Source organism: Allobosea sp. OK403 (assembly GCF_900113835.1).
Lineage (GTDB): Bacteria > Pseudomonadota > Alphaproteobacteria > Rhizobiales > Beijerinckiaceae > Allobosea.
Genome location: NZ_FOQV01000019.1, coordinates 1 through 12,694, shown reverse-complemented (window position 1 = coordinate 12,694; position 12,694 = coordinate 1). Strand labels below are relative to the sequence as shown.

10 protein-coding genes are annotated in these 12,694 nt (G+C 67.8%); 8 read left to right on the top strand and 2 right to left on the bottom strand.

The window, feature by feature from the left end; all coding sequences use genetic code 11:
- Positions 1-58: 58 nt before the first annotated feature.
- Positions 59-709 carry a TetR/AcrR family transcriptional regulator gene (locus BMZ97_RS29965; RefSeq protein ID WP_092178400.1) on the bottom strand — a complete coding sequence of 217 codons (651 nt, stop codon included), beginning with the start codon at positions 707-709 and terminating at the stop codon, positions 59-61.
- Positions 710-812: 103 nt separating this feature from the next.
- On the opposite strand from BMZ97_RS29965, the gene BMZ97_RS29960 reads away from it, so the two are divergent.
- The 8 genes from BMZ97_RS29960 (at position 813) to BMZ97_RS29920 (ending at position 11,062) form a co-directional block, all read left to right on the top strand.
- Positions 813-1,505, top strand: a complete 693-nt coding sequence (locus BMZ97_RS29960) for a PspA/IM30 family protein (protein WP_092178398.1) — start codon at positions 813-815, stop codon at positions 1,503-1,505.
- Positions 1,506-1,552: 47 nt separating this feature from the next.
- Entirely contained in the window at positions 1,553-1,831 is a 279-nt protein-coding gene (locus tag BMZ97_RS29955) for a YiaA/YiaB family inner membrane protein (RefSeq protein ID WP_092178396.1), read from the top strand.
- Between the two features lie 447 nt (positions 1,832-2,278).
- Positions 2,279-5,677: an acyl-[ACP]--phospholipid O-acyltransferase gene (locus tag BMZ97_RS29945; RefSeq protein WP_092178392.1), complete on the top strand. Its 3,399-nt coding sequence runs from the start codon at positions 2,279-2,281 to the stop codon at positions 5,675-5,677.
- Positions 5,678-5,681: 4 nt separating this feature from the next.
- Positions 5,682-6,644, top strand: coding sequence for a hypothetical protein (locus tag BMZ97_RS29940; protein ID WP_092178390.1), 963 nt, complete (start codon positions 5,682-5,684; stop codon positions 6,642-6,644).
- Positions 6,641-7,522: a ThiF family adenylyltransferase gene (locus BMZ97_RS29935; protein WP_092178388.1), complete on the top strand. Its 882-nt coding sequence runs from the start codon at positions 6,641-6,643 to the stop codon at positions 7,520-7,522. The genes BMZ97_RS29940 and BMZ97_RS29935 overlap by 4 nt, the downstream gene beginning before the upstream one ends.
- Entirely contained in the window at positions 7,519-8,721 is a 1,203-nt protein-coding gene (locus tag BMZ97_RS29930) for a hypothetical protein (RefSeq protein ID WP_092178386.1), read from the top strand. The genes BMZ97_RS29935 and BMZ97_RS29930 overlap by 4 nt, the downstream gene beginning before the upstream one ends.
- The gene (locus BMZ97_RS29925; RefSeq protein WP_092178384.1) at positions 8,718-9,833 is read left to right on the top strand and encodes a GNAT family N-acetyltransferase; all 1,116 of its coding nucleotides are present in this window, start codon (positions 8,718-8,720) and stop codon (positions 9,831-9,833) included. Before BMZ97_RS29930 ends, BMZ97_RS29925 begins: the two co-directional genes overlap by 4 nt.
- Before the next feature lie 239 nt (positions 9,834-10,072).
- Positions 10,073-11,062 carry a nitroreductase family protein gene (locus tag BMZ97_RS29920; protein ID WP_244546674.1) on the top strand — a complete coding sequence of 330 codons (990 nt, stop codon included), beginning with the start codon at positions 10,073-10,075 and terminating at the stop codon, positions 11,060-11,062.
- A 555-nt stretch (positions 11,063-11,617) separates the two neighbouring features.
- Here BMZ97_RS29920 and BMZ97_RS29915 read toward each other — a convergent pair.
- On the bottom strand, positions 11,618-12,694 hold a 1,077-nt coding region (locus BMZ97_RS29915), incomplete at its 5' end, for a DNA translocase FtsK (RefSeq protein WP_139221391.1).

The window sequence follows — 12,694 nt, the reverse complement described above, 5'->3', positions numbered from 1 at the left end:
TCGATTCATTGCAGGTCAGCCTCTGAGGCGCCACGCAGCGGCTCCTCGGGATGAGGGCTCACAGGCCCAAACCGGCGCCGGCATCACCCCCCAGCACCTGGCTCGCAAGCCCCACGCAAACGAGCTCGACCAGCCGCTCGACCTGCCGGTCGAGCTCGCGCTGCGGCACTGCCACGAGCTTCTCCTCGAGCCCGAGCATGACGACGCCGTGGACGGCCGAGAACAGGGTTCGGCTCAGCAGGACGAGATCGGCCTCACCCGCCTGGGGCTGGAGCCGCTGCAGCGGCGCCAGGATGTAGCGGAACATCGTCATCTGCTCGCTGATCGCCCATTCCGGCACGATGGCGCCTTCCGCCATGCGATGCTCGAACAGCGTGCGCCAGAGCTGCAGGTTTCCGCGCGCGAAAGCGCAATAAGCCTGCGCGACCGCGACCAGCTGGGCGCTCGCCTCGTCCGTGGAATCCAGGCGGCGCCCTTGCGTCGCCTGCGCCAAAGCAGCGTCGAGCCGTGCCAGCGTTCGGGAGCCGACGCGCAGCACGAGCTCGTCCATATCCTGGACGAGATTGTAGATCGCCCCCAGCGCGCAGCCGACTTCGCTCGCCAGTTCGCGCGCCTTGAGGCCTGACAGCCCCCTCTCGGCAATGGCGCGCTCTGCCGCCAGCACCAGGGCCTCGCGCTGCCGCTCGCGGCGTTCCGTCGTCTTCACCATGCTTCATCCTAGTTTTGAACAACGTTCAAAATATGTCTTGAACGGCGTTCAAGTTCGTGTCATGCCTATCTTCATGAACAACGTTCATAACGGAGTGCCAGCCATGTTCAAGATGTTTGTGACCCTCTTCCGCGGCAGCGTCACTGAAGCGGGCGAAGCCATCGCCGACCGCAACGCGCTATTGATCCTCGACCAGCAATTGCGCGATGCAACCGCCGCCTTCGACCGGGCCAAGAAGGCGCTCGCCGTGGCGATCGCCCAGGACCAGCAGGAGAGCGCCCGCTTTGCTGCGACCAAGGGCCGGGTCGTCGATCTGGAGAGCCGGGTCGGCGCGGCGCTTGCCGCCGGCGACGAGATCCTGGCCCGAGAGGGCGCCGAGGCGATCGCGGCTCTGGAGGCCGACCGCGATGCCGCCGCTGCCGCGCAGGCCCTCTTCGCCACGGAGATCCTGCGGCTGCGCCGCCATGTCGCCCAGGCCCAGACGCGCATCGCCGAGCTCGACCGCGGCCGGCGCCTGGCGCGCGCTTCGGAAGCCGTGCGCGAGATCAGGCACGGCCGGACGGAAGCAGCCCGGCCCCATGAGGCGACGCTTGGCGAGGCCGAGCAGACGCTGAAGCGGCTGCGCGAGCGCCAGATTCAAGCCGAGGCGGCCGATCTCGCGCTCGAGGAGCTCGACGGCGCGGCCACGGTCTCGGTCACCGAGAAGCTCGCGGCGCGCGGCTATGGCCCGCGCCTGAAGCCGACCGCCGACGACGTGCTGGCCCGCCTGCGCGGCCAGGCCGCCGCGACCGCCTGAGCATCACCCAAACCCCGCCAATTCCCTCTCACGCACGGAGATCTACGATGAACCAGAATTCCCAACCCCATAGCGGCGCCTGGGTCAGCTTCACCTATGCCTCGTTCCTCGCCGCTGCTGTCATGGTCGGCGCCGGCATCCTGTTCCTGCCGCTCGACTGGTGGGCCAAGGGCTATCTCGGCATGGGCGTGGTCATGCTCGTCCAGTCCTGCGTGACCATGACCAAGACGGTGCGCGACATGCACGAGGCCTCGCGCCTGGTGAACCGCATCGAGGATGCGCGCACCGAGCGCCTGCTGATGGATGTCGGCAAGCCCGCGCTCTGAGGGACTGTCTGGCCCTCATCCTTCGAGGCGCCACTCACACGGCGCCTCGGAGGCTGGCCGATCACGATGCCGCTGTTTTCAAAAGCTTGAACATCGCGGAAAAACGCGCCGTCATCCCGGACAAGCCGCGTCAGCGGCGCCGATCCGGGATCCATGCCGGAGCGCTTGCAGGCGAGGTTCCGGCATGGATCCCGGGTCTCCTTGCAGTCGCCCGGGATGACGGCGCGGTTCCCGAAATTCCAGCCGACCGAAATCCTTGCCGACGTTGTCGGCCAGGATTTCAGGATGAGGGCTCGAATGTCCAAACGGGCTCCGAGCCGCCCGATCGCGCAAAACGCCGGCGTGTCGGTAAGCGCGACTTAACCGAGAAACCGCATCGCCACTCGCGTGAAACGATTGTTTTCCTATGGCGATGCAACCCTCCCTCGAACGTAACAAGGGCCAGCCATGACCGATAACCTGATGCTGAAGCGGCGCTTTGCGCCGTTGTTCTGGGCGCAGTTCTTCTCCGCCTTCAACGACAACTTCCTCAAGAACGCGCTGGTCTTCATCATCCTTTACAAGCTCGCCGGCTCGCATGGCGAGGCGCTGGTAACCTTGGCCGGCGGCATCTTCATCGCGCCCTTCTTCCTGCTCTCGGGCCTGGGCGGCCAGATGGCCGACCGCTTCGACAAGGCGCTGATCGCGCGCCGGCTGAAGCTCGCCGAGATCGGCGCCTCCGGGATCGCGGTCGCAGGCTTTGCGCTGCAATCGGTCCCGGTCCTGTTCGTGGCGCTGGCGGCCTTCGGCACCATCGCGGCGCTGTTTGGCCCGATCAAATACGGCATCCTGCCCGATCATCTCAGGCGTGAGGAATTGCCGGCGGCCAATGCGCTGATCGAGGGCGCGACCTTCATCGCGATCCTGCTCGGCACCGTCGCGGGCGGCCTCACCGCGCGGGAGGGCGGCAATGTCGCCTCGCTCAGCGGCCTGATCATGGTCTTTGCGCTCGCGTGCTGGGTTGCGACCCTGTTCATCCCCAAGACCGAGGCCGCCGCTCCCGACCTCAAGATCGATGCCAATATCTTCCGCTCGACCGGCGGCCTGCTCAGGGATCTCTGGGCCGATGCCCGGCTCTGGCGCACCGGCGTCATGGTCAGCCTGTTCTGGCTGATCGGCGCGGTGGTGATGTCGCTCCTGCCCTCGCTGGTGAAGAACGGCATGGGCGGCACCGAACTCGTGGTCAGCGTCTATCTCGGCCTCTTCGCCATCGCGATCGCGGTCGGCTCGGGCATCGGCTCCTTCCTGTCGAGCGGGCGGATCGTGCTCCTGCCGGTGCCGGTCGCCTGCTTCGTCATGGGCCTGTTCGCGCTCGATCTCGGCTGGGCGATCTCGGGCGTCGTGGCGCATCAGCCGGCGCGCGATGTCGCCGCCTTCTTCCAGGACGGCCTGGCCTGGCGCGTCGGCATCGACCTTACCGGCCTCGCCATCGCCGGCGGCGTCTTCATCGTGCCCTCATTTGCGGCGATGCAGGTCTGGGCCCCGGCCGAGAAGCGCGCGCGCATCATCGCCGCCGCCAATGTGCTTTCGGCTGCCTTCATGGTCGCGGGCGCCGTCGTCGTCGCGCTGCTGCAGGCCGCGGGCTTGAGCCTGTCGCAGCTCTTCCTGATCATCGGCGCGGGCACGCTCGGGGCTGCCGTCTGGATCTTCAAGGCGCTGCCGACCAATCCGCTGCGCGATTTCCTCTCGATCCTGCTGCGCGCCTTCTACCGGCTCGAGATCACCGGCCAGGAGAACATCGCCAAGGCCGGCCCCAATGCGATCATCGCGCTGAACCATGTCAGCTTCCTCGATGCGGCGCTGGCGCTCTCGATCCTCGACAAGGACCCGGTCTTCGCCATCGACCACGGCATCGCCCAGCGCTGGTGGGTCAAGCCCTTCCTGAAGCTGACGCGCGCCATGCCGCTCGACCCGACACGCCCGCTGGCGACGCGCTCGCTGATCAATGCGGTCAAGGGCGGCGAGAGCCTGATCATCTTCCCGGAAGGACGCCTCACCGTCACCGGCAGCCTGATGAAGGTCTATGACGGCGCTGCCATGATCGCCGAGAAATCCGGCGCCATGGTCGTGCCTGTCCGCATCGACGGGCTGGAGGCGACCATATTCTCGCGATTGACCCGCGAGCAGGTCCGCCGTCGCTGGTTCCCGAAGGTGCGCGTCACCATCCTGGAGCCGGTCGCGCTCACCGTCGAGCCGGAGCTCAAGGGCAAGGCGCGCCGCCAGGCGGCGGGCGCCGCGCTCTACCAGATCATGTCGGATCTGATCTTCAAGACCACGGATATCGACCGCAGCGTCTTCGAGGCCGTCGTCGAGGCCGCGAAGGTCCATGGCATGGGCCGCGTCGCGGTCGAGGATCCGATCACCGGCTCACTGACCTATAAGCGCCTGCTGATCGGCGCCGAGGTGCTCGGCCGCAAGCTCGCCCCGCTGGCCAAGCCCGGCGAAGCGCTCGGCGTGATGCTGCCCAACGCCAATGGCGCGGCGGTGACGCTGCTCGGCCTGCTCTCGACGGCCCGCGTGCCGGCGATGATCAACTTCACCGCCGGCGCCACCAACATAGCCGCGGCCTGCAAGGCGGCCGAGATTCGCACGATCGTGACCTCGCGCGCCTTCGTCGAGAAGGGCCGGATGGGGCCATTGGTCGAGGCGCTCAGGGACACCGTCGCGATCGTCTATCTGGAGGATGTTCGCGCCACCATCTCGACCGGCGACAAGCTCAAGGCGCTGTGGCGCCATGGCCGGCCGATCCTTGCTTCCAAGGGCCAGGACCGGGCCGCGATCCTGTTCACCTCGGGCTCGGAAGGCACGCCCAAGGGCGTCGTCCTTTCCCATGCCAATATGCTCGCCAACACGGCCCAGGCCGCGGCGCGGATCGATTTCGGCCGGCGCGACAAGGTCTTCAACGTGCTGCCGGTGTTCCACTCCTTCGGCCTGACGGTCGGCCTCGTGCTGCCGCTGGTCTCGGGCGTGCCGGTTTATCTCTATCCCTCGCCGCTGCATTACCGGCTGGTGCCGGAGCTGGTCTACGGCTCCAACGCCACCATCCTGTTCGGCACCGACACCTTCCTCGCCGGCTATGCAAGGGCTGCCCACCCCTATGATCTGCGCTCGCTGCGCTACATCCTGGCCGGCGCCGAGCCGGTCAAGGAGGCGACGCGCCGGATCTATATGGAGAAGTTCGGCGTTCGCATCCTGGAAGGCTACGGCGTCACCGAGACCGCGCCGGTTCTGGCGATCAACACGCCGATGTTCAACCGCTTCGGCAGCGTCGGGCGGATCATGCCGGGCATGGAAGCCAGGCTCGAACAGGTTCCCGGCGTCGATGAGGGCGGGCGCCTGCATGTGCGCGGCCCCAACATCATGCTGGGCTATCTGCGCGCCGAGAATCCAGGCGTGCTGGAGCCCCCGGTCGAGGGCTGGCACGACACCGGCGACATCGTCACCATCGACAAGGACGGCTTCGTCGTGATCAAGGGCCGCGCCAAGCGCTTCGCCAAGATCGCCGGCGAGATGGTCTCGCTCGCCGCGATCGAGGCCATGGCGGCCGAACTCTGGCCCGATGCGCTCTCGGCGGTGGCGAGCCTGCCCGATGCGCGCAAGGGCGAGCGCCTGGTGCTGGTCACCGCCCAGCGCGACGCGACCAAGGCGGCGTTCCAGGCCCATGCCAAGAGCAAGGGCGCCTCCGAATTGATGGTCCCCGCCGAGGTCCTGGTCGTGCCGGCCGTGCCGGTGCTCGGCTCCGGCAAGCTCGACTTCGCCGGCGTCACGCGCCTGGTGCGCGAACGCTCCGCCGCGCTGGCCGCCTGAGGCGATGCTGCGCTTCTGGTTGAAGGCGCTGACGAAGCCGGCGCTCGATCTGACCCTGACCACCCATCCCGGGCTGGTGACGCGGATCATCGAGCGCCCCGGCGCGGTGCTCGACGACGCAGCTCTGGCTGCGCTGGTCGCGCAATTGCGCATCGTCGCGGGCGCGACGCTCGCCCAGGGCGCCCTGAGCTATGGCGTGTTCTCCGGCGAGCGCGAGCGGCTCTCGCAGACGATCATCACGCTGATCACCGAGAAGGAGAGCGGCAAGCCGATCGCCTTCAACGCATTGGCGCAGATGCGCGTCACCCTGAACGGAGACCAGCAGGAGGTCACGCATCTGGGCCTCGTCATGGTCGATCCCGACCTGCGCGGGCGGGGCCTCTCGGGCGTGCTCTACGGGCTGACCGTGCTCGTGCTCTTCATCCGGGGTGGCCTGCGGCCGCGCTGGATCTCCAACGTCACGCAGGTGCCCGGCGTCGTCGGCATGGTCTGCCAGACCTTTTCCGAGATCTACCCCTCGCCCGATCCGGGCGCGCGCCAGAGCTTCGCGCATCTCACCCTCGCCCGGCAGATCATGCGCGACCACCGCCATGTCTTCGGTGTCGGCCCCGAGGCCGGCTTCGACGAGGCCCGCTCGGTCATCACCAACGCCTATACCGGCGGTTCCGACGATCTGAAGAAGAGCTTCGCGGCCGCGGCCCAGCACCGCGAGCCGCGCTACAACGCTTTCTGCGAGAGCGAGCTCGACTATGAGCGCGGCGACGACCTGCTGCAGCTCGGCCGGATCGATCTGCCCGCCGCGCGCCGCTACCTCCTGGGCCAGTTGCCGCGTGCCTCGCTGCCGGGTCTGCTGGGGGCCGGGGCCTTCCTGCTGCTGCAGCGGCTCGTGCTGCCCATCCTCTATTGGCTCGATGACGGCCGCCGCTTCGGCCTGCTGCGTCCACGCCCGTCCCGGCAGAAACCATGACCGAGCCTTTCGCCTACGAGACCTTCACCACCCGCAATCTCGGCTTCGTCTCGCATGAGGAGCAGGCGCGCCTGCGCGAGGCCTGCATCTTCATCTGCGGTGTCGGCGGCATGGGCGGGGCGGCCTTCATGGCGCTGGTGCGGGCCGGCATCGGCCATTTCATCATCGCCGATATCGACCGCTTCGAGACCTCCAACCTGAACCGCCAAGTCTTCGCCCATGCGGGCACGCTGGGCCAGGGCAAGGCCGAAGCCGCGGCCGAAGCCGCGCGCCAGATCAACCCCGAGATCGCAGTCGAGGTCCTGGGCGCGGAATGGATCGAGCAACTGCCCGCTATCGCCGCGCGCTGCGCCGTGCTGGTCAACGGCATGGACGACATCGCCGCGGGCGTTCAGCTCTATCGCGAGGCGAAGCGCGCCGGTGCGACGGTGATCGACGCCTATATGTCGCCCCTGCCCTCGGTCACCGTGGTGCGCCCCGGCGATCCGCGGCCGGAGGAGCGCCTGCGCTTCCCCACGCTCGGCAAGGACTGGCGGGCCATCGACGAGGCCGACCGGCGCGCCGCCATGCTGCGCGAGGTCGAGCATGTCATGCTGCATTCGAGCTCGCGCCACCATGTCGATCTCACCGTTGCCGCCGAGGTCGCCGCCGGGCGGCGCAGCCGCATGTCCTTCGCGCCGATGGTCATCACCACCGGCATGATGATGGCCTATGAGGCGATCGCGCTGGTGCTCGGCAAGCGCAGCGGAACCGATTGCCGCGGCTGGTTCTTCAACCCGCACAAGCCCGCCGTCGAGCGGCCCTGGCCGGCGCCGGTCGCCGCTCTGCTGCGCCCCTTCGTGGCGCGTGCGCTTGCACGCATGATGGGCTCGCCATGACCTCGGTCCTGGTCGCCGATTCCGTCGTCAATCTCTGCGGAGCGCTCGGCCTTGGCGTCGCGATGCTCAGCCTGCGCCGGCGCGACCCGCGCGGCGCGCTGACGCAACGCTTCCAATGGGCGCTCGGGCTGGTCATGGCGCTGTTCGTGCTGCGCGGCCTCGCCTGGTGGTCGGGCAGCTTCGGGCTGGAGCGTCTCGCGCTGGCCTGCGCCGCCACGGTGCCGCTCGGCGTGCTCGCCGTCACCGAAGGGGCGCTGCGCCGCCATGCGCCGCGCTTCGTCAAGCTTGTGGTTTTGATCGGCTCCGCCGTGCTGGCGCTTGCAAGCCTGCTCGGCCTCTCCGAACTGACGCGGCTCTACGATATCGGCCTCGCTGCCCTGCAGATCGCGACCCTGATCACCTGTGGCCTGCTGCTGGCGCGCCGCGACAAGACCTCGCTGACGCAGGCGGAGAACGCCGGGGTCGACCGCCTCTGGCTCTGCATCCTGCTGGTGCTGCCCTTCCTGTTGACGGATTTCCGCAACCTGATCCCCAGCATGCCGGTCCGGCTCGGCGGGCTTGGCGTGCTCGTCATGGTCGGCGTGGTGCTGATCCAGAGCGGCGGCGAACATACGCGACGCCAGGGCTTTGCCCTCTTGGCCTTGCGCTGCGCGACGGCCCTGCTGCTCGCGGCGGTCCTCGCGGCATCCAACGGGGCGGATGCGCCGGAGACGGTCCGGCTCGGCGCGATCCTGCTCTCCGGCTTTCTCGCGGCCGGCCTGATGGTCGATGCGCTGCGCGGGCTGTTCGAGGCGAATTCGCCGGGCGTGCTGGCTTCCATCGCCCAGTCGCGCGGGCGAAATCGCGCTGACTTGATCGCCGATCTTGCCGCCCACCCCGTCTTCGAAAGTGCCAGGCATCTGCGCGAAGCCGATCTCGCCGCATTCGATCCCGCGATCCTGCGACCGGCCTTGCAGGGGGAGCAGGTGCTGCGCGCCGCCCAGCAACCCTGGGGCCGAAACCAGGCCGATCCGGCGACGGAACGGCTCACCGCGCTGATGGCGACCTATTCGGCCAGCCATATGCTGGTCATCGCGACCGAGCCGCTCGATCTCCTGCTGCTGACGATCCCGGCCGTCTCGGCCGATCCCGCGACAGAGACCGCGCTTGTCCTGGTTCGCCGCATGCTGGCGACCTCTCCGCAGAGTGCGACCGCATGATCGAGATCATCAGCAATGACCGCCGCAAGGCCTTCGCGGTCACCGGCCATGTCTACGGCCCCAGCAGCCCCTATGTGCCGCCGATGTGGTCGGATTTCGACCGCATGCTCGACCCCGCCCGCAACCCTTTGACCAGGGACGGCCATGGCCGTTTCGAGCTGTTCGTGGCGCTGCGCGACGGCGTGCCGGCCGGACGCATCGTCGCTGCGATCCACGACGCCTCCAATGCGCGCCACGGCACGAACCGCGCCCAGTTCGGCTATTTCGATTGCGGCGACGATCCCGAAATCGCAGGCGCGCTGCTGGGCGCAGCCGAAGCCTGGGCACGGCAGCGCGGCATGGCGGAGATCGCCGGCAACTTCAACCTCACAGCCATGCAGCAGATCGGCGTGGTCACGGAAGGGTTCGAGCGCGCACCCTATACCGACATGGTCTGGACGCCACCGCATCTCGTCACGCTGCTGGAGGCCAATGGCTATGGCCGCACCTTCCCGATGACGACCTTCGAGATCGCGCTTGCCGAGATCGATCCGGCGCTGCTGCTCGGCCCCAGGCAGCGCGAGATCCTGGCCGACCCCGATTATCGCTGGATGCCGATCGACCGGCGCCATTTCGAGGCGCGGCTCGAGGACTCGCGCTTGATCCTGAATGACGGCTTCGACGGCAACCCGATGTTCGTGCCGCCGACGCAGGCCGAATACCGCTTCCAGGCCGGCGACATGATGTGGGTCATCGACAAGCGCATCTCGACCGTCGTTCACCACAAGGGCGAGCCGATCGGCGCGATCATCGCCATCCCCGATCTCAACCCGCTGGTGAAGGCGGTCGGCGGGCGGCTCGGGCCGAGCTTCCCGTTCCGCTTCCTCCGCCATCGCTGGAGCAACCGGCGCGCCGTGATCGTCTATCAGTCGGTTAGCCGCGCCGCCCATAACCGCGGCATCAACGGGGCGATGCTGTACAAGGTCGCGAGCGCGCTGAAGGCTGCCGGCTACACCAGCCTGGGCGGCACCTGGATCGCCGACAGCAACGGGCCGAGCCTGCGCCAGGCCGAGAAGGCCGGCGCGAGGCCGCTGCACCGCCTGCATTTGTTCTCGAAATCGCTGGCGGGCTGAGGGTGGCCTGAAATGAAGCCAATGATTTCAATGGCTCTGTGTTGACCATCTACGCGCCGTCATTCCGGGCGCAGCGAAGCGGAGACCCGGAATCCATCGTAGAGTTCAGAGCCCTCCGATGGATTCCGGATCGGCGCCGCTTGCGCGGCTTGTCCGGAATGACGGCGCGGGGGATGCCAGGGGATCGGAGGCCCTTGATATCGCTCGGTTCATTTCAGGCCAGGCTCTGAGGGGTGGCAATGCTCGATCGTGAAATGCTGGAAGAGCTGGTGGCTGAGGCCAGGCTCGCGCCGAGCGTCCACAACATCCAGCCGACGCGCTGGCAGCGCGACGCAGACACCTTGCTCGTCCTCGCCGACGAGACGCGGCGGCTGCCTGCGGCCGATCCCAGCGGCCATGATGTGCGGCTGTCGCATGGCGCTGCGATCGAAGGCATGAGCATCGCGCTCAGCCGCCGCGGCCTGCGGATCCCGCGGATCGAGATCGCAGCCGGGCCAGGCGTCGTCGCCCGCCTCAGTGTCGAGACTGGGGGCACGCCGGACCCGCTCGCGGCAGCCGTCGCCACCCGGATGAGCTGGCGCGGCGCCTTCCAGCCGCCCGATCACGCGACGCAAGGACGCCTCGAAAGCCTGGACAGCGAGAGGGACGATCTCATCGTCATCTCCCAGCGCGATGCTGTGACGGCGATCGCCGATCTCGGCGATCGCGCGGCCTATCATGCCCTGTGCGACGGTGCGCAGCGCGAGGAATTGCTGCACTGGATGCGGTTGCGGCCGGGCGATGCCGGCCATGGTCGCGACGGGCTCGACGCCGAGGCGCTGGCGCTGGGGCGCATCGAGGCGCTCGGGGCCGCCTGGGTTCTGGGGCCATTATTCCCGCTGCTGCGCCGCATCGGCCTGGCTGCCCCGCTGACGAGCGATCGCGCCAAGACCGCATCGGGCGCCATCGCGCTGTTTCACCGCCCCGCCCGGGAGGATCCGCTCGAGACGGGCCAGGCCTTCTACCGCGCCTGGCTGACGATGGAGAAGCTTCGCCTCGCCGCCTGCCCGGTCTCGGTCCTGGCCGACTGGCCCGAGGCGAACCGGATGCTGGTCGCGCAACACGCCGTCCCCGCGGGCCGCCGGCTCGTCAACGTCTTCAGGTTGGGCGTTGCGGTGGGGGCGCCTTCGATGCGGCATGTCCGCTTGCCGGTTCACGAGCTCATCATTGAGGCGGGAAGCATGGGCTAAGTGGCTGCGCGTTGAGGGGCTTCAGCGCATAGAGGCTTCTGTCCTGACCACCTGCGCTCCGTCATCCCGGGCGCAGCCCTCGGGTCCGATCTTCGATGGGCCCAGGGATAAACTCCGCGGAGAGCCGGGATCCATGCCGGAGCATCTACAGGCCGCGCGCGGGGAACCCCTCTCCTGCATCGAAGTCGGGTCTACCCGACTTCGACACTCCAAGTGCTGAACCCGGGTATACCCGGGTTCAGTGAGAGGGGCAGGGGTGAGGTGTAGGCCCCTTGCCCAGTTGCGTAAAAACCTTGCCGTCATTGCGAGCGCAGCGAAGCAATCCAGAGGACGTAGAGCGAGCCCTCCTGGATTGCTTCGCTGCGCTCGCAATGACGATGGAGCAGCGGTGAGGTCACGGCCAAAGCGTCAAACGGCCGACACCTCACCCTGCCCTCTCCTTACAGGAGAGGGTTCCCCGCGCTTGTCTGTGGAAGAATGGCGGATGAACGGCCTGCGGTCACACGCCCGCTGTCGCAGCGCTCTCCTGGCCTTTTGCGGCCGCAACGCTCACGTTCAATCCTCGTCTTCTCTAGCCCTCCCGGTTTCGACCAGGATCTCGCGTTTGCCGGCGTGGTTGGCGGGGCCGACGATGCCTTCGTTCTCCATCCGCTCCATGATCGAGGCGGCGCGGTTGTAGCCGATCTGGAGGCGGCGCTGGATATAGGAGGTCGAGGCCTTCTTGTCGCGCAGCACCACCGCCACCGCCTGGTCGTAAGGGTCGTCGCTCTCGGCCTGGCCCATCGCGCTCTTGTCGAAGACGGCGCCATCCTCGCCCTCAGCTGCGCCCTCCTCCTCCTCGGAGGTGACGGCTTCGAGATATTGCGGCCGGCCTTGCGTCTTCAGGTGGGCGACGACCTTCTCGACCTCGGCATCGCTGACGAAGGGCCCGTGGACGCGGGTGATGCGCCCGCCGCCGGCCATGTAGAGCATGTCGCCCTGGCCGAGCAGCTGCTCGGCGCCCTGCTCGCCCAGAATCGTGCGCGAGTCGATCTTGGAGGTGACCTGGAAGGAGATCCGGGTCGGGAAGTTCGCCTTGATCGTGCCGGTGATGACGTCGACCGAGGGGCGCTGCGTCGCCAGTACGACATGGATGCCCGCCGCACGCGCCATCTGGGCCAGACGCTGGATCGTGCCCTCGATCTCCTTGCCGGCGACCATCATCAGATCGGCCATCTCGTCGACGATGACGACGATATAGGGCAGAGGCTCGAGGTCCATGACCTCCTCCTCATAGATCGCCTCGCCGGAATGCTTGTCGAAGCCGGTCTGCACGGTGCGGGTGATGACCTCGCCGGCCGCCTTCGCCTCACCGACGCGGGCGTTGAAGCCGTCGATGTTGCGCACCGAGACCTTCGACATCTTCTTGTAGCGCTCCTCCATCTCGCGCACCGCCCATTTCAGGGCCACGACCGCCTTCTTCGGGTCGGTGACGACCGGCGTGAGCAGATGGGGAATGCCGTCATAGACGGAGAGTTCGAGCATTTTTGGATCGACCATGATCAGGCGGCACTCCTCCGGCTTCAGCCGGTAGAGCAGCGACAGGATCATGGTGTTGATCGCCACCGACTTGCCCGAGCCGGTGGTGCCGGC

Bases quoted from the DNA above. Each gene is read 5' to 3' on its own strand.
- BMZ97_RS29955 (WP_092178396.1), top strand. From the start codon at position 1,553: ATGAACCAGAATTCCCAACCCCATAGCGGCGCCTGGGTCAGCTTCACC.
- BMZ97_RS29965 (WP_092178400.1), bottom strand. From the start codon at position 709: ATGGTGAAGACGACGGAACGCCGCGAGCGGCAGCGCGAGGCCCTGGTG.
- BMZ97_RS29920 (WP_244546674.1), top strand. From the start codon at position 10,073: ATGCTCGATCGTGAAATGCTGGAAGAGCTGGTGGCTGAGGCCAGGCTC.
- BMZ97_RS29960 (WP_092178398.1), top strand. From the start codon at position 813: ATGTTCAAGATGTTTGTGACCCTCTTCCGCGGCAGCGTCACTGAAGCG.
- BMZ97_RS29945 (WP_092178392.1), top strand. From the start codon at position 2,279: ATGACCGATAACCTGATGCTGAAGCGGCGCTTTGCGCCGTTGTTCTGG.
- BMZ97_RS29925 (WP_092178384.1), top strand. From the start codon at position 8,718: ATGATCGAGATCATCAGCAATGACCGCCGCAAGGCCTTCGCGGTCACC.
- BMZ97_RS29940 (WP_092178390.1), top strand. From the start codon at position 5,682: ATGCTGCGCTTCTGGTTGAAGGCGCTGACGAAGCCGGCGCTCGATCTG.
- BMZ97_RS29930 (WP_092178386.1), top strand. From the start codon at position 7,519: ATGACCTCGGTCCTGGTCGCCGATTCCGTCGTCAATCTCTGCGGAGCG.
- BMZ97_RS29935 (WP_092178388.1), top strand. From the start codon at position 6,641: ATGACCGAGCCTTTCGCCTACGAGACCTTCACCACCCGCAATCTCGGC.